The sequence below is a fragment of the Methylotuvimicrobium alcaliphilum 20Z genome, assembly GCF_000968535.2.
Taxonomy (GTDB): Bacteria; Pseudomonadota; Gammaproteobacteria; order Methylococcales; family Methylomonadaceae; genus Methylotuvimicrobium; species Methylotuvimicrobium alcaliphilum.
The window spans coordinates 3094748-3115336 of the sequence record NC_016112.1 but is presented as its reverse complement, the minus strand read 5'-3'; the positions used below and the strand labels follow the sequence as shown (position 1 = coordinate 3115336).

General features: G+C 44.7%; 15 protein-coding genes and 2 pseudogenes. 2 read left to right on the top strand and 15 right to left on the bottom strand.

Annotation, left to right across the window (positions count from 1 at the left end):
* Positions 1–131 precede the first annotated feature (131 nt).
* The 12 genes and pseudogenes from MEALZ_RS13250 to MEALZ_RS13195 form a co-directional block, all read right to left on the bottom strand.
* On the bottom strand, positions 132–743 hold the full coding sequence (locus tag MEALZ_RS13250; RefSeq protein ID WP_014149159.1) for a tetratricopeptide repeat protein: 612 nt from the start codon (positions 741–743) through the stop codon (positions 132–134).
* Positions 744–982: 239 nt separating this feature from the next.
* Positions 983–2383 carry a glycosyltransferase gene (locus MEALZ_RS13245; protein WP_014149158.1) on the bottom strand — a complete coding sequence of 467 codons (1401 nt, stop codon included), beginning with the start codon at positions 2381–2383 and terminating at the stop codon, positions 983–985.
* The gene (locus tag MEALZ_RS13240; RefSeq protein WP_084685459.1) at positions 2380–3621 is read right to left on the bottom strand and encodes a glycosyltransferase family 4 protein; all 1242 of its coding nucleotides are present in this window, start codon (positions 3619–3621) and stop codon (positions 2380–2382) included. Before MEALZ_RS13240 ends, MEALZ_RS13245 begins: the two co-directional genes overlap by 4 nt.
* Before the next feature lie 378 nt (positions 3622–3999).
* Complete coding sequence (locus MEALZ_RS13235; protein ID WP_162472964.1) at positions 4000–4242, bottom strand: hypothetical protein; 243 nt, start codon at positions 4240–4242, stop codon at positions 4000–4002.
* A 220-nt stretch (positions 4243–4462) separates the two neighbouring features.
* A pseudogene (locus MEALZ_RS23480) lies at positions 4463–5147 on the bottom strand (IS3 family transposase); the annotation flags it as partial.
* 434 nt (positions 5148–5581) lie between these two features.
* Entirely contained in the window at positions 5582–5866 is a 285-nt protein-coding gene (locus MEALZ_RS13225) for a transposase (protein WP_014149153.1), read from the bottom strand.
* 87 nt (positions 5867–5953) lie between these two features.
* Positions 5954–6721: a methyltransferase domain-containing protein gene (locus MEALZ_RS13220; RefSeq protein WP_014149152.1), complete on the bottom strand. Its 768-nt coding sequence runs from the start codon at positions 6719–6721 to the stop codon at positions 5954–5956.
* Positions 6722–6730: 9 nt separating this feature from the next.
* On the bottom strand, positions 6731–7498 hold the full coding sequence (locus tag MEALZ_RS13215) for a methyltransferase domain-containing protein (RefSeq protein ID WP_162472962.1): 768 nt from the start codon (positions 7496–7498) through the stop codon (positions 6731–6733).
* A gap of 56 nt (positions 7499–7554) precedes the next feature.
* Positions 7555–8793, bottom strand: coding sequence for a glycosyltransferase family 4 protein (locus tag MEALZ_RS13210; protein ID WP_046061156.1), 1239 nt, complete (start codon positions 8791–8793; stop codon positions 7555–7557).
* On the bottom strand, positions 8762–10315 hold the full coding sequence (locus MEALZ_RS13205) for a lipopolysaccharide biosynthesis protein (RefSeq protein ID WP_014149149.1): 1554 nt from the start codon (positions 10313–10315) through the stop codon (positions 8762–8764). Before MEALZ_RS13205 ends, MEALZ_RS13210 begins: the two co-directional genes overlap by 32 nt.
* A 70-nt stretch (positions 10316–10385) precedes the next feature.
* Complete coding sequence (locus tag MEALZ_RS13200) at positions 10386–11621, bottom strand: pyridoxal-dependent decarboxylase, exosortase A system-associated (RefSeq protein ID WP_014149148.1); 1236 nt, start codon at positions 11619–11621, stop codon at positions 10386–10388.
* A gap of 159 nt (positions 11622–11780) precedes the next feature.
* Positions 11781–13361 carry an acyl-CoA ligase (AMP-forming), exosortase A system-associated gene (locus MEALZ_RS13195; RefSeq protein ID WP_046061583.1) on the bottom strand — a complete coding sequence of 527 codons (1581 nt, stop codon included), beginning with the start codon at positions 13359–13361 and terminating at the stop codon, positions 11781–11783.
* A 1855-nt stretch (positions 13362–15216) separates the two neighbouring features.
* On the opposite strand from MEALZ_RS13195, the gene MEALZ_RS13190 reads away from it, so the two are divergent.
* Positions 15217–16560, top strand: a complete 1344-nt coding sequence (locus MEALZ_RS13190; RefSeq protein WP_014149146.1) for a phenylacetate--CoA ligase family protein — start codon at positions 15217–15219, stop codon at positions 16558–16560.
* A 519-nt stretch (positions 16561–17079) separates the two neighbouring features.
* Here the strand turns inward: MEALZ_RS13190 and MEALZ_RS13185 are convergent.
* From MEALZ_RS13185 to MEALZ_RS13175, 3 genes are all read right to left on the bottom strand, one after another.
* Positions 17080–17418 (bottom strand): hypothetical protein, encoded by a 339-nt coding sequence (locus MEALZ_RS13185; RefSeq protein ID WP_162472961.1) that lies wholly within the window; start codon positions 17416–17418, stop codon positions 17080–17082.
* 243 nt (positions 17419–17661) lie between these two features.
* Positions 17662–18474 (bottom strand): formyl transferase, encoded by an 813-nt coding sequence (locus MEALZ_RS13180; RefSeq protein ID WP_014149144.1) that lies wholly within the window; start codon positions 18472–18474, stop codon positions 17662–17664.
* Positions 18475–18478: 4 nt separating this feature from the next.
* The gene (locus tag MEALZ_RS13175; protein WP_014149143.1) at positions 18479–19681 is read right to left on the bottom strand and encodes a prenyltransferase/squalene oxidase repeat-containing protein; all 1203 of its coding nucleotides are present in this window, start codon (positions 19679–19681) and stop codon (positions 18479–18481) included.
* A 362-nt stretch (positions 19682–20043) separates the two neighbouring features.
* Between MEALZ_RS13175 and MEALZ_RS23475 the strand changes: the two are divergent.
* Positions 20044–20469 (top strand): annotated as a pseudogene (locus MEALZ_RS23475) (IS1595 family transposase).
* Positions 20470–20589: the final 120 nt, after the last annotated feature.

Sequence of the window (20589 nt, the reverse complement as noted above, 5' to 3'; positions counted from 1 at the left end):
ATTAATTAATTGCCATTGTACTGTTTTCGTTGTTATTGGCCTGGTATTTTAAATGTTACTGTCGAGAATATAAAATACTTAGATAAGTAATTTTAAAAGTATTTAATAATTATTTTACTAGGCATGTTTGGCTACATATTTAGCATTTTTTTCTTCTTTAATAGTATATTGGATTTAGGAGCATTATGTAATCCTTTTTTTAGTGTAATAGCTGCTTGTTCCTTATCTCCTATTTTAATATATAAGTCAATTAATCCGACGTATGCTTTTACATATTTAGGATTGCTTTTAATTGAAAATGAATAGTCCTCAATAGACTTAATAATATCGCCTGATATCTCGTGTAATTTTGCTCGATTTAAATAAACAAACGATCTTAATGGAAATGGTTGGCCTTTTGCATGTGCTAAAACATAAGAAAATTCACCTATTCCTGATTTTATATGATAGCCAAGGGTATTATCTTTATTATTGTAACTTCTTAAATTGGCGTGATTGACATGGTTTAATCCTTTACAAAGATGATGAATATTTGATATCTTTAATTTTGCGACCCATTGATCAGTTTGTTCAGTGTCGCCTCTTGCCCAAACCTGGCAGAATGGCGGTAGTCTGGATATTTCTAGCTCATTCATTTTATAAATTGTATATTTGGTTGCATATGCAATAGGACTCAACAAGCCTATCAATGAAGCAATAGTAAAAAATAAAAATGTAGTGATTGATTTATTATTTGCAATCATATGAGTAATTTTTAAAATATTATTTTATTAAATACAATATGCTGGTCAAAAACATAAGGAATTATTTTTTTGGGAAATGTGGTTAAAATATAATAAAACTTTTCCAGCCATATTTTGATTGGGGGGTTTGATGTCTTATTATAATTTCAAATTTTTAAAGTTAAGTACCTTTTGTTTTTTGACTCGCGCATGGAGAGTACCCTTTTTTCGATATATGAACCTTATAGTAGGAAATATTTTTATCCAAAATAAGATTTATATATGTTATTAAATATTAAGACTAATTTTTCACTTAGTTTTTTTCTATCGAACTGCATTAGATACGTCTCATTGGCTTCTAATTTTTCAGGGGGGCTTGTTTTCAGTAGCTCATTTAGTTTTAATTTGCATTCTTCGACAGACTCGGCAGGTACGACTACGCCTACATGCGCATTTTCAATGATTTCTTGCGTCGCACCTGGGTCTGTGAGGGCAAATATTGGGCGTCTTGACGCGATATATTCGAAAAGCTTGCCTGGTATTACACCATCAGAGGTGGTTCCAGTATCGACGATTAGTAATAGATAATCGGCATTGACTTGTGCTTCCATAGCTTTTTGATAACTAATGTCGCCAGTGAAGTTATACATATCCACTATATCGTATTCATTCAGCAGTTCGTTGTATCTATTTTGTATTTCTGGTGAAACTCCGCCGAGTATATGAACTTTAACTTCATCTTTTAAATTAGGATTTTCCTTGCATAATTGTCCTAAGGCTTCTGCAAACGCATAGCCTCTACGATTTTTGAAGAGCCGTCCGGTATAGACAAAATTTATATATTTGTCTGTCTGTCTTGATTTTGAGAGCAATGGTTCGAATATCTCCGTATCGTAACCGTTCGTAATCGTCTCCCATTTTGCTTTACTCTTCGGGTGGAGCTTTTTCAAAAATTCAGTTTTTTGTTTTGACACCGAAATGATTACATCGGCTTGGCGCATGTAGAATTTTTCGAGTTGAAGTTCCAACTTTTGCCTGATAATAGGAACCCATTCGCGGAGTACATCACCATGCCACAAGTCTCGATAATCAACTACCCAGGGTATGTGATATTTTTTTTTGATTTTGTAACCGATGTGACAAGCACTGAAAGGAGGCAGGCTGGTATAGATAAGGTCAATTTTGTGCTCTTTTAATATTTGCTCTGCAGTTTGTTCGGCTTTCATGGCCCAAAGGTTGAAGTCGTCCGGTATATAAACAAGGTATTTCAGCGTGTTTTTAAATAATTGTATCGGCCAGTCTAGGAGTTTTTTCGATTTGGTGGGGGCAGAATTTGCGAGAGTGATTGAGTTTTGTGATATTGTTTTTTTTCCGGCTAAATCGTTAGTTGTTTCTTTTTTTAAAAGCTTTTTGATTTTTTTAACTAAAATCTTTTCGAGGTCTGGTTTATCAACTCGATATATTTTCACATCTGGAGGTATTTCTCCATCTAATGAAGTGTCATGATTTTCCTTATTGATACCTAATGTCAGTACGATAGGTGTCCAGCCAAGTGTTTTGATATGCTGAACGAATTTTGCGGTTCTGATACGGCCTATTGTCTTTATCGGCGGAAATTCGCCCGCTATGATTAAAACTTTATTATCAGTGATTTCGTTCATTGAGCGGTTTCCTTTAATAAATTATTGCAAAGCTCGTAAAAACGATGCGCCTTGCTTTCCCAATTTGCGTTTAATGCGTATTGATACCCCGTTTCCTCAATTTCTTTTCGCTTAGTTTCATCGGTTAGCAACTCAATGATTGCAGAAGCGATTTCTTCAGGGTTGTTACCGTCAACAAGTAATCCGGTTTTGCCATGACTGATTGCTTCAACTGCGCCCCCGGCTCGTCCGCCAATGACGGCTTTTTTACAGGCATTGGCTTCCAGAAAGACCAGACCAAAACCTTCGGTGTCATGATCAGCCAGTTCACGATTGGGCATCACGAAAAGATCGCAGCTCTGATAATACTTTACGAGATCTTCTTCGGCGATCCTTCCTGCGAAGGTTACAAAATTTTCCAATGCGAGTTCTTTGACGATTGTCTCTAAATTGGGTTGAAATTCACCAGAGCCTACAATGAGATAATGAATATTGGGGATTTTTTTGATAATTTCGGGTAAAGCTTGCAATGTTTTATCTATCCCTTTACGTTGCACTAAGCGCCCTACTGTTAAAAGTATTCTTTTTCCTTCGATTTTATGTCTTTTGAGAATGGCATCTTTTTTGACGCCCGGAAAAAATCTTTTAGTATCAACGCCGTTTTCGTTGACGTGTATTTTTATGGGGTTGACCTCCATGATATCGATCAAAGCGTTTCGAGTGAATTGACTGACAGCAACGATGGCATCGGCTTTTCGAAGATAAAATTTTCGATTTTTTCCATAAAATAAATAATTCATGCGAGTAGTGATTTCTTCTCCATGAATGTAGTTGATGATTTTGCATCCGAATAGCCAGCGGCACAATAGCCCCAGCCAACTACCTGCAGTTAGTTCGCCTATACAAATAACATTGACATTTCGAGCCTTAATAATTTCTACTGCTTTATAAAGTACCTTGGCTTTTAAAGGTAAATCTTGGGTCACTAATAGCCATAACGAATGCAACTTCGATTTTGATTGTATTGAAATAGGGCGGAGTAATTCGATTCGTTCCACAGAATAAGGGGCGGCATTATCAAGCTCTTTCCAATTTTCGATAGGCTTGCCAGTGGCGTAATCCCTCCACGAAGCCAATACCATCATTGTTCCGTTTGGTGCATAACGGCATAGATTTTCATATACTACGGCAGAGCCGCCATTGATTGGTGGAAAAATGCTGGTAACGAAAAGACAGCGAACAGGTTGGGAATTATTCATGGTTTGTATTAAAACAGCTGGGACAATGGTTTCATTTTAGATGTGATCTGCATTTTTGCTAAGCAAATAGTGAATCTCCAAGGTGAGAGCATTTGATCTTTTCGAATTATACCTAGATCCAGCAATCCAAAGCTTTGTACAATGACACATGTGCCTGAACGAGGAAACGTATTTCCAAACTGAGTTGAGCCTAAAAGTGCGAATGTTGGGATCAAGGATAGATGATCGTGATCCTACAAACTACCAAAATCAAAACCCTGGCTGATGTCGAAACCTTTCTCGCAGGTAACGAATCGGTCGATTACCAACTTACCGAACGCGACTCGACTTATCACTGGCTAAGTAACATGCTTGTCGCGCGCCCAAATCACCCGGCTGCTACGGTAATAGTCCGAGACAGGCCGCATCGAAGATCGCCGCAGCGGACCGACCAAGCCGTTCGGGAAGTTTTACACCGACGCGGACATCCGTCTGTTGGCCGAAACCGACACCCTCCACAATACGCTGTCTGGCCCAGCCACCCGCAAACTTTGCGAACGGATGTACTCGGTCTTTGGTGTTCCGCGTTTCGAGCGATTGGCCAGCATTTCCAACGGCCACTTGTACAATCTGCGCCGACATCAGCGCTACCAAAACCAACGCACCAGCTTCAATAATGCATATTCTGCCCCAACCTGAGCACCGATTCTGATTCAATCTGAACAGTCATTCTGATTAAAGTGGCCCCCAAGGTCAATACAGAAAATGTTCTAATTTAAGGTGGAACCTGCTCTTTAAAAAAATGCCATTTGCTATTATTGCGCCTCAGGCGTTTTCATCACCCTCTTTCGGTTCATGGCTGCTAGCCACCATACACTTCTTGCGGTGTCGCGTAATTTAGGCTTTGATGAGGCTTCGTTTCGTTGTAAAACTGAAAATAATCGGCCAGTCCGGTTTGGGCTTCAGTCATGGTATCATAACCTCTGACATAGATGTTTTCATACTTGACACTCCGCCATAAGCGTTCCACAAAGACACTGTCTAAAGCCCGTCCCCGCCCATCCATGCTGATCCGTATCCCGGCCTCTTTCAAGCGCCCGTTCAATTCCCGACTGGTAAACTGGCTGCCTTGGTCAGTATTGAAAATATCCGGTTGTCCGTGTCGTAACGCGGCCTCCAGGCAGTCCAGGCAAAACTGGTGTCCATCGTATTGGACAAAAGCCAAGCCAAGACCTTGCGGCTATACCAATCGATCACGGCCACCAGGTAGGCAAAGCCTTGTGCGAGCCGAACATAAGTAATATCGGTACTCCACACCTGATTCGATCGATTTTAACGCCGTTCAGCAAATACGGATAGATCCGGTGTTCCGGGTGACTTTGGCTGGTATTGGGCTTGGGATAAATGGCTTCCAGGCCCATCTTCGCCATCAGGCCCCGGATGCGCTTACGATTGACCCGATAGCCTAACCTTCTCAGCGCTGCCGTCATCCGCCGACTGCCGTAAAAAGGATAGTCGGTATAAAGCGCGTCGATCCGATGCATCAGCCGCTGAAAATCTTGGAAACGGAGCGTTAGCGAAGTGAAGATTTTTAGTCCCCGATAGCCGTAGCGCCGGGTGTTTTGCCGGAGTCTGCGCGAATAGCGCAGGCGGAGGCAAAATACAAGGCATCGCGACACGGCGTAAAGCCATTTGTGGGAGTGCAACGGAGCCGCATCGAGTATACGATGATGTGGCGTAGTGGCACGGACGCAGGGCGAATCGGGGCCGCCGAAGGCAATAATCGCCAAGTCATTTTTCGCTGCTGAAATCGGACGGACCCCATTTCAGCTTTCGCGAAAAATCTTGGCGCGCTTGTCGATCGTGAGCGCGTCTTCCGGCGCGCTTCGGTAGTAATAGCGACTACGCGGCACACCGGTTAACGCGCACTGCTGAATCAACGAGAGTTCCGGGGCCGGTTCCAGCCACTGATACCGTTCGCTTACAGGGACAGTCCGGACTTTTTTTTAAGCCAGTCCAGCTCGACTTTCAACCGCCCGATTTGGCTATACAGCGCTTCCTGGTCGGTTTCATGTTGCAAGTTCTTTCGCCCTCGTTTTACGGAAAAACACTCGATTAGCCCGGCTTGCGCTTCTTTTTTCCAGTTCGACACCTGATTCGGGTGGACCTGGTGCTCGCCGGCTATCTCATTGATGGTCTTATCGCCTTTTAAGGCTTCTAGCGCCACTTTGGCTTTAAATTCGGCACTGTGTTTCTTTCTCTGCATGATCTTGTTTTATTCACTTTCTCGGGTTTATGCATGCAGTTTACCACCTTAATTAGTTGTTCAGTTTTTGGGTTGGCAGGCTTTATTTTAGTGGTAAGTGCTAAACCCTAAATTATTACGGGTATTTTTTGATAATACTAAAAAATATCCTAATGGGAAAGCAGTTAATTCTTTTGGTGATTTTTTGCGTTTTGATAGATACCATGCTGCTATTTTTTGAAGGTAATCCGCACATAATGGCCCTAATCTCCAGTGCAAATTAATAATATTTTTAGCGGTGATATCCGTTATTATGGCTAATGCGCTGCCGTATTGCTCGAATACCAAAATTTCGAAACCTGATGGTTCAGCAAAACGTTCTAAAGCATATTGTGTGTAACGATAATAGTCATGAGGTCGTTCGTGTAGCCAATAATAAAATGGAACGCTTATGAATAACTTTCCATTGGGTTTGATGATACGAGCCATTTCCTGCCAAAGTATTTTGGGTTCCGGTATATGTTCTAGGACGTCCGATAGAATGAACGTATCAAATTGCTGGTCTGCAAGAGGCAGTGGTTCTGATAAATCACAGGCAATATCGATAAATGATAATTCATGTGGGCTATTTATCCAGTCTACACAAATCACATCGGTTGTATAATTTTTATAGAGCCCATATAAAGGTGCCTTGCCACAGCCAAGATCCAATAGTGTGCCTGCGCTATATTGTGGGATATAGCGTGCAAAGCAATCTGCAACCGCGTCGGTGACTAAACGTGACGATACTGAAACTTCGTTAGGGTTTCGACTGGCACGAAATTGCCCTTGTTCGTACAAAAATTTAGTGGGTTGCGAAAGGTTTTGATTACGCATAATTTTTACTCATTTGACTGTAATACACATACAACAAACAAACAAACCATCACCAAAAAAAACAGTCTTTGAATATAAGAACTTAACAAACCGTATTTCAAAAAAATGAGTTAACCAATACAAAAAATCACCGCTGATAATTTTACTAAATTGTAACCAACCAGAAGCGGCTTTATATTTTTTAGCCAAATTCCAATATATTAATTTAATTGTGCTGTATTCAGATTTAAAAGGCGCATATTCACTAAATGAATAAACATAATTTTTTTTAATCGTTAAATCTGATTTTTTCAAAAGATTATTTAAACAGACATAAGAAAAATAATAATTATGGTCTGGATGTACAAATTCTATGCCCTTTAGCATGTTCAAAATATTTGTTGCATTAAACGCATTAGGTACTGAGACTAAAAGTTCGGTTTTCTCATTCATCAATTTTTTGATTGATTCAAGCATTAAGCCTGGATTCATGAGATGTTCAATGACTTCGCTTAAGATAATGACATCGAAATCTAATCCGTATAACACTTTACATTGGCCTTCATCGCAAATATCAACAAAAAAGAGATTATTAAACCCTTTCTCTTGTAAAAAGGATATTCCATCCATATCAATATCCACCCCATACAATAATGTTGTTACCTCATCTAACTTTTGGTGTAGCAACTCATTTTTTTTAAACTGCTCTTCCATTAAACCAGCATCAACACAACCGATATGGAGCACTTTTTTTCCAATGCAGTAGTCAACAATAAAAGGATGGCGGGCATGAACCAAGTTTACTTTTGGAAGGAGATGGCTAAAGTTTGTTTTGGTTTTGGTTTAGGTTCATATTAAACCTTTTTCTGAATGGATTTTTGCCAGTAATCGATTAAACCTGCGGTCACTTTTTCACGGGTAAATCTAGCTAATACAGTTTCCCTACCTTGTTTTCCTATGGTCAAACGCTGTTCAGGATGTTCAATCATCCAAATGATGGCCTCCGCGAGTTGATCAATATTTTCTAATCCTACTAAAATTCCCGTTTTATAATCCGTTATTGCTTCAGGAAAACCGGTTACATTACTGGCAATCACGGGCAGTTCCATCGCCATCGCCTCAAGGCAAGCAACAGCGAAGCCTTCACTTCGGCTAGGCATCACAAAAACATCTGTTTTATTCAAATATTCGCAAACCGTCTCTTGAGGTTGCGCGCCTAATAATTCGACATAATTTTGTAAGCCTAAGCGTTGTATCAGCGATTCCAAAGTTTCACGTTCCGGGCCTTCGCCAATGATGCGTAAATGTACCGAATGCCCTTGATCACAAACTTTTTTTAAGGCATGAAGTAATAGGTCTTGTCCTTTAATCGGTACTAAGCGACCGACATTGAGTAAACGTAATTTTTTGTCTGCATCTGCCTGATGCTTGGGCTGAAATAATTCGGTACGGATACCGTTGTAAGCGACATAAACTTGTTCTGATTTGAGTTGGTATCTTTTTAGCATTACCTGTTTGTTGTATTCGCTGACAGTGACAATTGCATGAGCGTTATTTGCCAAGGATGTGAATTCTTCAACTGGAAGAGGATCATCAAAAATATCGTAGCGATGCGCGGTAAAGCCAAAAGGAATATCTGTCCATTCCGAGAGTATCGCCGCAACACGCAGGTTATCATCGGCGAAATGGGCATGAAGATAATTTACTGAATCATTAATTAATTGTTGAGCAAAGGGTAAACACTGAAAATAGCGCCAGCGCAGTGGATGCTTTAAGGCTTTCAATAATGTTTTGAATGCCGCATTGGGTTTTTTGATGAGCAAATAGCATAAAGCCAACAGCGATTGACTTTTTGTTGGCGGATCAAGATAAGTGATTATGTTTTGATCGATCAATGCTTGGGCGCTTTGATGGACTAATTGAAAATTGCCTCGCATGAGCGCGAGGATATGACAATCAACCTCAAAATCGGCTAATGATAGCGCTTCTTCGGCGATGAAGGTTTCGCTGACCTTTGGAAAACCGGTGACGACGTAACAAACTTGTTTAAGCTTGTTGGTATTAGGAGAGTTTTTGTTCGGTAACTGGTTCACGCCGTCCTCCAATTCGATAATAAACGATTTTTTGAAACCAATGCTCGTCCGCCAAAGGGTGGCGAAACAGAATTAACCCTAAAATCCAGCAAGGCAGCATCAGCAAGCCAAGGGGAATGAGCAGCCAGTCTTTGAGATAAGGCGCATCAGGGGTTTTATATAACCAGCTCGCGTAGTGAAGGTATAACTCACTGAGTAAGGTGTTATCCACATCCAAGTAGGGTATGCTGGCCAGGCTAGCTGGCATAGCCAATGCGCACAAGGACACGCCCACACTCTTTAACAGACCGACAGTCAGTAGTTTATAGCGAGTTGGCAGCAGTTTGTTTTTAAAATAATAGAGCAAAGGCATGGAAATTGTGAAAAAAATGACAAACACGATGGCGAATGCTTCCATGGTGCGAAAAAAATAAATAGTCATGGCGAAGGTAACAATACGTAATGGATCAATTAGTACATGCAAGCGAACTAGGTAACGCACGCCACCCAGTGCAGGTAATAAGGTTGGAATGAGCGAGCAGGTTGCGGCCACCGCGCCGCCGGCGCAAAACCAAGGCACCAAGGGGGCTGCCGCGTCCCATTGCGGCCCAAATAACAAGCGTAAGGCTTCTGTCGGAAACAAACTAAAAAAGCCGTAAAACGGCCAGGCAAAGACGGTCAAGATGGTGACTGCTTTAATATAGTCGGCTTCAATATCGCGTTGTTCGCGGTGCGAGTTGGCAAAGGCGGGAAAGGCCACTTCTCTAAGCGTTGCGGTAATATCCCGGTGGAATAGGTACATCACGCCCTGAGCGCGGCTGATGATGCCGGTTGCCGTAAAACCCAGCAGCTTGCCGGTAATCAAGTCGTTTGCGTTGCTTGAAATATGACCAGTGATACTGATAATTGTCATTTGCGATCCAAACGATAAAACGGTTCTCCATTCACACAGGGTTAAGCGATGAAACATACCGCCGCGTAAGAAAAAACTGACAGATAACGATGACACTAAGCCATTTGCCAAGGAAGACCAAACCAAACTCATATAACCATAGCCCAAACTGGATAACGAGACCGCTACGGTAAAACTGGTTAACGATGCGAGTATACTGATCCAAAAAAGCGCGCCAAAGCGCATTTCACGACGCAATAAGGCGAGTGATGTCGAATTGAGAGGGATGATTAAAAAATTTATAGATAATAGATGAAAAACTAAAATTAAGCGTTCGTCATTATAGAATGAGGCCAACCAAGGCGTTAACAGAAATAACAAGCAAAATAACAAAGAGCCAGCAATGACGGTAATGGTAAAAGCCGTTGCTATTTTATTTTCAGTGAGTTCTTTTTCTTGGATCAAATAACTGCTAACGCCAAATTCTCTAAAAACTTGAGCGATGCCGATAGCTGATGAAGCTACGGAAAATAGACCGATTTCGTTAGGCGTTAAAAGGCGAGCTAAAACAAAGTATGAAACAAGCTGTAAGGTAATTTGAATATATTTATTTAAAACAGATATGGCTAGAGATTTGCGAATAGAGGCCATTAGGTTAATCCATACTGCTTGGTTAAATCGTATTTATTGGACCAGTTTAAGAAAACATAATTGTTGGTTATCACACTAATATCTCTTCAGCATTAGGTTGTGTCAGGAAAGCCGTCGGACTCGCAGTCAAACCGTAGGCTCCCGACTGAAAAATCACGACATAATCACCAATCTCGGCTTTGGGCAGCGGAACTTTATCGGCCAGTATATCAAGCGGTGTGCATAACGGGCCGACGATATTGACGGTTTCCATTTCTTCGATTCCCATTTTATTGCCGATCGCAACCGGATAGTTTTTACGAATGACTTGGCCGAAATTGCCGGATGCGGCCAGATGATGATGCAGCCCCCCATCGACGATCAGATAGATTTGTCCTCGCGATATTTTTTTATCGATGACTTGGCTGGCATAGATGCCGGCCTCGCCGACCAAATAGCGCCCCAATTCAATGATGATTTCGGCTTCCGGGAGTTGGGACTTTGATTGGTTTATGGCTTCGGCCAAGGCGTCTCCGATGGGACGGGTATCCAGCGGCACATCCCCCGGGAAATAGGGGATGCCGAAACCGCCGCCGATATTGAGCTTTTCGATCGGGCTAGGGCAGTGTTCGGTTAGGCTAACGGCCAATTGAATGCTTTTTTGTTGCGCATCGATGATCGATTCGGCTTTCAGGTTTTGCGATCCGCTATAGATGTGAAAGCCTTTGAAATGTAGATCGAGCGACTTGATGTGTTGCAGCACGGTTGGTATCAATTCTTCGTCGATGCCGAATTGCTTGGGGCCGCCGCCCATTTTCATGCCGGAGGCCTTGAGTTCGAAAGCCGGATTGATGCGCAGCGCGACATTCGCTTGTATGCCCGTTTGTTCGGACAATGCGGCGATGACGTTCAGTTCTTGTTGCGATTCGACATTGATGGTGATGCCGGCCGCGATGGCTTGGCCGAGTTCCGCAGGGCGTTTTCCGGGGCCTGCCATGCTGATTTGCGTTGCCGGCATGACGGTATCGAGCGCAACCTTCATTTCACCGGCCGAAGCGAGATCGAAACCGTCGACAATAGTCGCCATGTGCTGAACAATCGCCGGCATCGGGTTGGCTTTCATCGCATAATGAATCTTCAATTCGGGCGGCATGTTTTGTCGCAATTCCGCGATGCGTGCGTTGAGCAATTGTCTGTCGTAGGCATAAAAAGGGGTTTGGCCTACGCGCTGAGCGAGTCGGGAAAGTTTTAGCCCGCCAATGACGAGTTCCGTATCTTCGATATTGAACGGATTGACGAATTGATGCTTGGGTGCTGTCGGATTCATGGTAATTATTCACACCCCCATATCGTTCCCATGCTCCAGCGTGGGAATGAAGACTGAGACGCTCTAGCGTCTCGTACCGCTGGAGCGGTACTTAGGCGTTCCCACACAGAGCGTTGGAACGAGAATTGCCGAGGGACTGAATAGTTACGATTCATGCGGTTATCGGGGTTGTGTGTTGAATTGTTGACTGAGCGATTTTCGGTCGATTTTGCCGTTGGGGTTTTTCGGTAATTCCGGTAGTGTTTCGATTCTTTCCGGAACCATGAAATTGGGTAGCTGAGTTCGGCAAATATTGATTAAGCCTTGCTTGTCGAATGCATCCGGATTATCGACGCCGACCACGACAATGATGGCCTGGCCCAGTGTTTCGTGTTCGATGCCGATGGCGGCGGCCTCTTTGACAAGCCCGCTGGCATAAATCACTTCCTCGATTTCGGTTGGACTCACGCGATAACCCGAGGTTTTGAGCATGTCGTCCTTGCGTCCGACGAAGTACAGATAGCCTTCCTCATCGTATGTCACCTGATCACCGGACCAAACCGCGATTTCCGTGATCGGCAGTTCATTTAGTTGATCCGGCGCCGGCTTGAAGCGTTCGGCCGTTTTTTGCGGATCGTTCCAGTAGCCCATCGCGACGAGCGAGCCTTTATGAACCAATTCCCCCGGTTCATGCGGCGCGCACCGGCTGCCGTCGTCCCTGACGACCAGAATTTCGGCATTGGGAATGGCTTTACCCATCGAGTCGGGGCGCAAATCAATTTGATCGGGCGGCAGATAGGTCGAGCGAAAGGCTTCGGTCAGGCCGTACATCAGAAAAAATTGCGATCCTGGGGATTTCTGCCGAATGCTGTCCAGAACGCTTTTGGGCATTTTACCGCCGGAGTTGGTCATGTAGCGCAAATGTTCGTTAATGCCGTCCGGCCATTCGATGTTGGCCAATTGCGCCCAGAGCGGTGGAACCGCCGCCAAGCCGGTGATGCGATGTTGAGCCAGTGCCTTGACGACATCCTTGGGCAGCAAGTAATCCAGCAGCACGCAGCTGGCGCCGGTCAATAACGATGTCATCAATTGATTCAAGCCATAATCGAAACTGAACGGCAAAACGGCCAACAGCTTGTCGTTCGCATTGATTTCAAGGTATTCGGCGACGCTTTTTGCGCCGGCGACAATGTTGCGATGCGAAAGCACGACGCCTTTGGGTTTGCCGGTACTGCCGGAGGTATAGAGTATCGCGGCCATGTGCGTGTCGATCATCCTCGGGAAAGACTGGTTTTCGGCGTGTCGCTCGAAGTCTTGCCATCCCCAGATCTTGATCGGCAGATCGTTCGGTGCTTGTGCCGGCTCGTTCTCCACTAAAACGATGGTATGTAAATCCGGGCAGTTTTGTAATTCGGGCTCGAGTGCTTGTAGACGGGCTTTTGACGTGATCAGTATCTGGACGTTGCAGTCATTCAAGATATGAACGACTTGAGGGGCTTTGAGTACAGGGTTGACCGGAACAAATACGCCGCCGGCAAGAGAAACCGCCAGGAAACTGCTAACGGTTTCTATTTGCTTGGGTAAATAAATCGCGACACGTTGTTGAGGGGCTAAATGAATGCCTAGCAAGGCTTTGGCTTGTCGATCGACGAGGTCGTTGAGTTGTTGATAGGTCCAGCAGTCGTGTTTGTAGGTCAGGGCTGGCGAGGAAGGAGCGGTTTTGGCACTTTCAGTTAGCAGTTGATGAACGAATGTAACCATGGTGATTTTTTTTCTATGATTGGGTTGCATGATATTACTACACTCGTAATTCTTCAATTTATAAGGTGTGTGGCTTATTTTCTTTTCCGGTTACGACTATCGGTCTGTAACGAGTGAAATCCAGGTTCCTGATCAGATGACGAAGACAAATAAATGCGCCGCCATAGCTGAAGCCGTTTTCAACATATAGAATGCATATAGGGGGGCTGTGCCGACATGTTGGTTCTCCTGGGTCGTTTGGTTTTTTGACAACGTGTTCATTGTAGCCTAAATTAAGTAACATGCATTTTAGAAGTTATGCAACCGACAGGTCTTTTGGTCCGTCTTCTGCCTTACCTACATGGATGTAGGTAAGGGGCGTGAGCGGAAGCTTTGCGCAAACAGTTACATAGCCTGATATGCGCCTGTTTGCGCGCCTTGAATACGAACAAAAATCCTGTGTCGGTTGCCTTACTTATTTCATGCCAATTCCTAACTAGGTGTGTTTTACGTATTAGAGCTGTTCGGTTTTAGTGAAATAGGTGTAGATTTGTTTGATGTATCCGACCACTTCCGTTTCCGAAATCTTCGGCGAAATCTGTATCAGCCATGTGCACATGATCTTGCAACCTATTCCCTTCCAATATCGTCCTCCGACGTTGCCCCCGCAACTTAGGAAACATCGGACCTATAAACTTTCTGATTTTTTCATACGCTGAAAATCTTGGAAACGGAGCGTTAGCGAAGTGAAGATTTTTAGTCCCCGATAGCCGTAGCGCCGGGTGTTTTGCCGGAGTCTGCGCGAATAGCGCAGGCGGAGGCAAAATACAAGGCATCGCGACACGGCGTAAAGCCATTTGTGGGAGTGCTACGGAGCCGCATCGAGTATACGATGATGTGGCGTAGTGGCACGGACGCAGGGCGAATCGGGGCCGCCGAAGGCAATAATCGCCAAGTCATTTTTCGCTGCTGAAATCGGACGGACCCCATTTCAGCTTTCGCGAAAAATCTTGGCGCGCTTGCAACACTCTCATGCTGTACTTGGGGTCAAAACATGGGCCGCAATTAATTCAGGGCTGCACAATTTCAATTTTTAGGCATTAAAAACCTGTCAGGCTGTTTATAAGTTTTAGGGGGTAGTCAGTTAGCGCCTCCACCCATTTATATGCGCGCGGGTAATCTCGCCCTGCTTCTAAAATCGGAGTTGTTTTGGTTTGATGATACCACTATATTTTGTATCAGGAGGCGCTAATTGACTACTCCCTAAGTTTTTATAGGGGTAATTACTTGAGACTTTGGAATTAGATATTTTAAATAAAGGCTTGACTGAAAAAATTAATCGCCATAGGACGCCATCCTATACTCAAAACAATTTATCAATATTTCAAAATCATTTAGACTAGATGTGGTGATTAAGAGGCATTGGTAACGCAGAAGGAAAATATTTACTAATTTTTAATTTCGGCTCTTCCGTACTTGCCGTGGTAATAGCGGATCGACACCGAATAAGAAAATAAGATTTTGTTTAAGCAACTGATATTAAATGTAATTTATTCATTAAGAATTTGCTTTACAGCTAATTTTTCAAATTACCACGGGAAATCCGGAAGAGCCTTTAATTTCTTCCAAATAGGCGATTTTTTATGAGCAACACTTATCAAACGAAACTCTTGCAACTGTTTAAACTGCTCACCTTAAATGAAGCACTCGTAATATTCATTCGCATCTTTGCGGAATCTTCCTCATCTATCTTACATCACGCAAACGCACGCGATGCATTAAAAAATTTATAAGCTTTAAAACAACAAATTCCCGCGTTGCGTCGCTAAATAACCTTAGACTCAATTAGCAATATCCGTTTAACGAATTAAATACTATGACCTCCAGAATTTTTCATCAAACACTCATCAGTATGTTGGCGCCGCAAAGGGTGCGCATTATGCGTGACATACAAAGCCGTCAAAACTGGCAGGTTCAGCAAATAAAGCAATTTCAAGAAGAAAAATTACAGCAATTGATTCACTATTGTTGGCAATATGTCCCATTTTATCGCTCGCGCTGGCAAGGCTTTATCGACAGCCCGCAAGACATTCAGCATATTGAGGACTTAACACGATTACCATTGTTGAGCAAAGAAGAGCTTCGCGCAGAATTGCCGACCTTCATTACTACAGCGCCATGGATAAAAAGCGTCGAAGCCAGAACCGGCGGCAGTACGGGACAACCAGTCATTTTTCGAATGACCAAGGAAGATCAAGAGTCCATGTGGGCACAATTGTACACGGCATGGCATTGGGCAGGATGGCAACTCAGTGATCCCTTTCTGGTCGTCGGCGGCGAATCAGTGGGGACCGGATTAACCGACAAGCGAACCTGGAAAGACCGCATCATCAACCGTTGGGTATTTAGCGGCTCTAATTTAACCTTGGCGCGGGTTAAAACTTTAACTCAATCGTCGCATTTTCAAAAAATTCGCTTTATTTATGGTTATCCTAACGCAATACGCGAACTTGGAGAACTGCTGGCCGAGCTTGGCGAAACTTTCCCTAACCTCAAAGGCATCGTCTGTACCGCGGAAGTAATGCGTCAAGAAGTAAGGCAACGTATCGAGGATACTTTAAAAGCAAGCGTGTTCGATCTGTATGGCTTAAACGATGGCGGTTTGTTTGCCGCCGAAGGTCCTGAACACGACGGTCTACATTTATTTTTCCATCGTGGCATATTGGAAATACTAGACGACGATAACCAGCCCATTTATGCTCTGAAGCAAAGTGGGCGCGCTATCGCAACTTGTCTAAGCAATTGGGCTACCCCGTTCATTCGCTATGAAACCGGCGACATCGTTCATTGGCACAGCCAGCAACCAGCGTCATCGGGGATTAGCTGGCCGCGTATCGGTCCGGTGGATGGGCGTACCGGTGATGTTTTGGTATTGCCGAGTGGTCGCCGTATTGCTATGCCAGGATTGACCTTGGTCATGCGTTGGCTGGACGGTTTACAGCAGTATCAATTCATTCAATCGGCGGCGGATACAATTATTGTCCGCTTGGACTGCGGCAAAGCTTTTACATTAAGCGAAGCCGATGTAATTGATTTTTTAAGGAAAAAAATTACCGATGAAATCACCTGGAAAATTATTTGGGATAAGCCGGAATTGTCGCGCAATGATAAACTGCTGATTATCAAAAATGATTGGTTGCAGGGACAAGATGAGTCGTGAGCTGAAACCAGCACCAATACTTAAATATGGTCGACACTTAGATTTAGAATGTTATACAAATCAATATGCTGTAGATTCAAAAGTTGTCGTTAGGCACTACAAACGCGTTTTCTTCGCGATTTTGATTTAGATGAATGTTGTTTGCACGCCTCCGGTAACGGGTCAATAATCAGGATGCGGTAGATGTGTGCCTGCTCGGCGGTTTTACGGATGTGCAGGGTACCGCCGGTCGCCGCGCCGGAAGGAACTGGTTACGACCATGGATGGGCGTTATCCCACCGCGGATTTCTTTGCGACGGTAGAACGGGTGTAGCTCTAGTTCGGATTTCAAGATACGAAATAGCGCTTCCAGGTCGGTGAGTATGATATTAGGTGCGCCACAGTTGCTCGGTGTCCCATTGGGTTTCGTTGTGCGCAGGCAGTAAGTGCTGGCGTCGGCGAGGCGGCTGCCGGTTTTGGGCTATTTCGACCGGTTCAGATCGATGACTTTTGTGTCGGTCTTGTCGGGGGGGGGGCAATTCAATCGTGTAATGTTGACCGATACCGTGGTATTTTTCTGGAGCCGGCCGTAGTGCTGTTGCAGTTGGTCGAGACGCTTTTCGGCACGTGGCTTGTGGCGGGGGCGTCGGCGATCTTTTGCAATCCGGCATTTAAGCGCTCGCACAAATGTTGATTGATACCGAGTTCTTTTTGTTCGTGCTGTTCGGAATAGCAATACAACCGGGCTTCCTGCTGTTCGACTTCGTCGACCCGTTGCATATGCAAAGCGGTTCCGATGGGGATCGCAGTGTCGGCTTCCGTGGCGATGCAGGCATCCATCCCAACTAACGCACCGGCCGGCCGTTCACAGTGAATCAAGCGATAGGCGTAATACTGCTCGTCCGTAGCGGAGCAGGAAATTTGGTTTGTCGAATATACATGCCCGCCAACTTACCGCAAGCGGATAAGGTGCGCAAGGGAAGTAATTAATATGACACTATAATTCGTCCACGAAAAGCCTAAAACATAAACAAATATTATCAATAGCTTATGACTTATTCAAAGAAATGCAACTTAGATTTTGACTCTAAGTATGTTAAGGATGGGTTAGGGCCCTACCGATTATGTTTTTTTAAACCATTCGATGCGCTCTTCTAAATTGATGTCTTTTAATAAGCCGTAGTTTAGTAATTGAGTTAATTGTTGCTCATGTTCGACTTTCCGGTCTTTGACCTGATAAAGCTTGCCCTTGCTCTCTTGAACGACTCCGAATTGTTCGCCTTTTTCTAAACGGTTGAGTAATTCGCAAAATGCTTTGGTACTGCTCTTTACCGCTCGCCAGAAGAGTTGAAGCTCTGTGTCGTTTGCTTTGACTTCCGGGCTGACATGAGCGATTAAATGGCCGGTGTCGATGCCGGCGTTGATGTAATGGATCGTGCAACCGACTTTTTCGGGTTCTTGGTTATAAAGCGCCCAGAATGTGCAGTCGGCGCCCCGGTATTCGGGTGAAAGTCCGCCGTGCAGGTTGATAATACCGAGTCTCCCTGTTTCCAGTAACGGCCCTTTGATCAATGATGTGCCGAATACTGCGATGACATCGGGTTGGTGTTGGTCGACGATCGAAAGAACTTGTTCGTCGTTGATATAGGGGACTTCGATACGCAATTCCGGCCGTTCGAGCTCAGGTGTTTTGTCGCCGAAATAGTATTTGGCTTCCGGATTGCCACTGTAACGTTTGCGATCACGCAACCAGCGCGAGAGTTTTTGCGACAGTTTTTTTGGATCTTTTAGTAGCTTGATAATCTTGCCGAGGATTTGGTGGCAGCCCGTTTCTTGGATGATCGCTTTCGGCTGACAATGGCGGCACAATTCATTGGCGAAATAAATATGTCTCGCCGAGGAACCGCATAAGATTACGACTGATAGGTTGGACATCGTGTCAACTCCTCGGTGTTTCGGGAATGGTTTTACCCGACATCCTCATCATCAAGGCATCGGCGTAAAATTTGGCGGCCCAATTGGGGTATTCGAACATAGAGTAGCGCCCCCAAATCGGCGCGGAGCCCGCAATTGCGCCGTCTCTATGATCTTTTTTGCCGGTAATTCGTTGGTTGGTTTTTAGATACCGAATGCCGGCATCGGCGTTTTGTTCCAGAGCTTTCAGGTCACAGGCTTGTGACAGTCTCAGCCAAATAATGCCCATTTGCGCAACGCCGGTCAGGCAGCAATAGCCGGCTTGTGCTTTCCAGTTTTCGGCATAGCGTCCGGCCAGCCAGCCATCTGGACGTTGTTGCTCGGCTTGCGCTTTGGTGGCTTTGATCGCGGCGTCGAGCATTGCTTGGTCTTGCAATAGCAATCCGCACTCGAGAATCCCGCGGATTGCGTAAGCGATATTGTGCGTAAAGGGCAGGCCACCGGCGGTAAAACCGTTCGTTTCGAACCAGCCCGATCTGGTTTGTTGGGTTAAGGCCCAACGGATATTTTTTATCGCCGCATTCACTAAGTCCGACTCGTTCGCGAGCAAACCGGTTCTGAGCAAGGCCCATGCAGCCCGGGTGTTATAGGTATGCGGGGTGTCGTTGTGTACCGAGCGTCGCCAGCAGCCGTCTTCGTCTTGTTTCGATACCATCCAGCGGCCGGCATTGACGGCGGCTTCGAGGCATTCGTTGCGCTCGAATGTCAGATAGCCGGCAAGCATGCCGTGCATAATTTGCCCGGTGTTGAAGATGACCGGTTTACTGCCGGATTCGCCGAAATGGCCCGGAAACGAGCCGTCCGGATTTTGTATCGAAAGTTCCCAGTCGATGATGCGTTGCGCTCGCTGGGCAAGTTCCGGTTGGGCTAGTATTTTTTCGGCGGCTAGAAAGGTTTCGATGATGTAACCACTGGTTTCAGGGTAACTGGGCAGCCAGCCGTCTTCGAAACTCCAGCCCGCCGAAACGCCGCCTTCATCGGCGTGTCCGATGCGTTTGTCTTGCGCTCTGCACAACCATTCGATTACGGCTTTCAGAGAAACTTCATCCGAGTGTACCGGCTGTTTGCTCAATCCTTTCAGGTCGTCGATAATGATGCTCAGATGTTCCGGGTACCAGGGTTTGTATCTGAAGGGTAGGGCGATCAGTTTTTGGAGGATGTTTGCCATTGGTTTTTATTATGATTTATTGAGTCCACACTGTGCTAATAGATAGGGTTATCTGTCGAAAGTCGCGATTTTGGGATCGCTCCCACAGACAGTTCTTGATATCTGTTGTGGGAGCGATGTCTTCGTTGCTGTTTGGACATTGGTCGTCTTAATTATCTCTTTTATTTTAGTACCAAATTCAAAAAACGGCTTGAACTTTTGATACGGTTTGTCTGATTTTTCTCGATGCTTCCGGCGGAATCTCGTCGAGCAAATTAATTTCTGTATCTGATTACGTAGAACCATCAGCTTAATCAGGAGTTGATCGGGTTAGTTAAGACTATGAAATACAATGAGGCAGAGATGAACAAGAACAAAGTCCAATTTCAAAAAGCCATCAGTTTGACAGAATTCCAAGCCTTGAAAACAAAACGCCGTTCGTGGCGGCTGTTGTAACGACCGAGGCGGGGCGACCTGTTTGCATCAAAATGAACCCTGTCAAAGGCTCTCAAAAACGGGAAATCAAGCGTTGGAGCGAACAGCAGATCCAACAGGGCAGTCATCTGATCACCGATGGGTTAACGGCTTTCAACGGCGTTGATGCAGCCGGCCTCTAACATGAGGTCATTGTGACGGGCGGTGGTGCTGGCAGTGTTGAGCTACTGGCGTTTTATTGGATCAACACGATGCTGGGTAATATTAAAAATGCCTTGCATGGTACATATCACACACTGAACCCGAAACATTTACCCCGCTATATGGCTGAGTTCGAATACCGCTTCAACCGTAGTTTCCAATTAGAAAAATGAGTGCCCTGTTTAATTACCGCTTCGGGGTAGTGTTCTTAACCTGGCCATTGGCTGAAGCTTTTTGGTAATCAGGGCCGACGCAGTAGGGGTGTTTTTGGCGCTTTCTCTTAGCAGTTGATG

Excerpts from the sequence above, each read along its gene's own strand:
- MEALZ_RS13250 (WP_014149159.1), bottom strand. The coding sequence starts at position 743 with ATGATTGCAAATAATAAATCAATCACTACATTTTTATTTTTTACTATT.
- MEALZ_RS13245 (WP_014149158.1), bottom strand. The coding sequence starts at position 2,383 with ATGAACGAAATCACTGATAATAAAGTTTTAATCATAGCGGGCGAATTT.
- MEALZ_RS13240 (WP_084685459.1), bottom strand. The coding sequence starts at position 3,621 with ATGAATAATTCCCAACCTGTTCGCTGTCTTTTCGTTACCAGCATTTTT.
- MEALZ_RS13235 (WP_162472964.1), bottom strand. The coding sequence starts at position 4,242 with ATGTCGGCGCAGATTGTACAAGTGGCCGTTGGAAATGCTGGCCAATCG.
- MEALZ_RS13225 (WP_014149153.1), bottom strand. The coding sequence starts at position 5,866 with ATGCAGAGAAAGAAACACAGTGCCGAATTTAAAGCCAAAGTGGCGCTA.
- MEALZ_RS13220 (WP_014149152.1), bottom strand. The coding sequence starts at position 6,721 with ATGCGTAATCAAAACCTTTCGCAACCCACTAAATTTTTGTACGAACAA.
- MEALZ_RS13205 (WP_014149149.1), bottom strand. The coding sequence starts at position 10,315 with ATGGCCTCTATTCGCAAATCTCTAGCCATATCTGTTTTAAATAAATAT.
- MEALZ_RS13200 (WP_014149148.1), bottom strand. The coding sequence starts at position 11,621 with ATGAATCCGACAGCACCCAAGCATCAATTCGTCAATCCGTTCAATATC.
- MEALZ_RS13195 (WP_046061583.1), bottom strand. The coding sequence starts at position 13,361 with ATGGTTACATTCGTTCATCAACTGCTAACTGAAAGTGCCAAAACCGCT.
- MEALZ_RS13190 (WP_014149146.1), top strand. The coding sequence starts at position 15,217 with ATGACCTCCAGAATTTTTCATCAAACACTCATCAGTATGTTGGCGCCG.
- MEALZ_RS13180 (WP_014149144.1), bottom strand. The coding sequence starts at position 18,474 with ATGTCCAACCTATCAGTCGTAATCTTATGCGGTTCCTCGGCGAGACAT.
- MEALZ_RS13175 (WP_014149143.1), bottom strand. The coding sequence starts at position 19,681 with ATGGCAAACATCCTCCAAAAACTGATCGCCCTACCCTTCAGATACAAA.